This window comes from Intrasporangium chromatireducens Q5-1 (assembly GCF_000576575.1).
In the GTDB taxonomy this organism is placed as follows: Bacteria; Actinomycetota; Actinomycetes; order Actinomycetales; family Dermatophilaceae; genus Intrasporangium_A; species Intrasporangium_A chromatireducens.
Genome location: NZ_AWQS01000486.1, coordinates 1 through 1,183 on the forward strand (window position 1 = coordinate 1; position 1,183 = coordinate 1,183).

1 protein-coding gene is annotated in these 1,183 nt (G+C 70.2%); it reads right to left on the reverse strand.

The annotated features are described in order from the left end of the window. Window positions 1-116: 116 nt before the first annotated feature. Window positions 117-1,124 carry a GNAT family N-acetyltransferase gene (locus N864_RS22395; protein WP_034722801.1) on the reverse strand — a complete coding sequence of 336 codons (1,008 nt, stop codon included), beginning with the start codon at window positions 1,122-1,124 and terminating at the stop codon, window positions 117-119. Window positions 1,125-1,183: the final 59 nt, after the last annotated feature.

Genomic DNA, 1,183 nt, shown 5'->3' on the forward strand with positions numbered 1-1,183 from the left:
GTCGAGAGGCCAGTTCCCGTCGAAGGGCCAGCAACCGCGGGAGGGACCGGCCCCGCGGGCCGGGGTGAGCGGCATACGTCAGCCTTGAGGCGTGCGAGCCCGCCCTGGCTCGGCGATCAGAGGACCTTCTTCATCGAGAGCAGCTCCTCGACGATCTCAAAGCCGAGGTCGGCGTTGATCTGGACCATCCACGGGTTCTGCTCGGCGTTGCAGGTGTCGATCCTCTTGCGCTGTGGGTCAATTCGCTGCACCTCCCGGATGTTGGCGAGCTTGACCGCCATCCCGAGGCGATGCCCCTGGTGCTCGGGGAGCACGAGGGTCCCCCACTGATGGCCGACCTCCGGGTCACCGGCGGGCAGGGCGATGTCGGAGTACGCCGCGACGACGTTGGTGCCCCGCTCCACCGCGACGGCGGTCAGCCGCTTGGCGCCGGTGCCGGTCTCGTGCGCGAGGAACTTCACGTAGTCCTCAGGAGTCATCGACTCCGGCTCGAAGTCGATGTCGCCCGTCGGGGCGTCGAGCCCGAGGCGGTTGGAGCAGTCGCAGAGCGACTGGCGCAGCGCCGGCGGCACGCCGTTGAGATGCACCTGGATGTCGTAGCCGTCACCCACGACGGCTCGGGCCGCCTCTTCGAGCGAGTCCAGCCGTTCGGGCGGCACGGGCAGCTCGAGCTGTCGGGCGATCTCCACGTTGGCGGTCGCGAAGCCATGCCGCTCGGCGAAGCGTCGGTCGCGGTGCGTCTCCCGCGCCTCGGGCGGGGTGAACACGTCCGCGAGGAGCACGGCGCGGCCCTCCGTCCGGGCGGTCTCCTCTGCCCACGTGAGAAGGGCCGAGCCGACTCCCTGGCCGCGCCGAGGGGGGTCGACGTGCAGCTCCAGCCAGCACAGTGACGTGTTGTCCCGCTCGGGGAAGAAGATCCGGAGCACACCGAGCACCTGACCGGAATCGATGGCGGCGGCGACGACATCGCGCTCACCCGGGAAGGTGAAGCGCAGGTGCTGGGCGAACTCCTCGAGGGTCTCCCGGTGGGGTACGGCCCGGGACGCCGTGACGCTGCGCTGCCAGACGCCCCAGCACTGCTCGACCAGGGCGTCGTCCGCGCGGTCGAAGACGCTGATGTCCATCCCCAGACGGTGACACCGGCGTCCGGTGGCGGCAACGGGTTTTCGTCGGTTGGTGGCCT

Bases quoted from the DNA above. Each gene is read 5' to 3' on its own strand.
- N864_RS22395 (WP_034722801.1), bottom strand. From the start codon at position 1,124: ATGGACATCAGCGTCTTCGACCGCGCGGACGACGCCCTGGTCGAGCAG.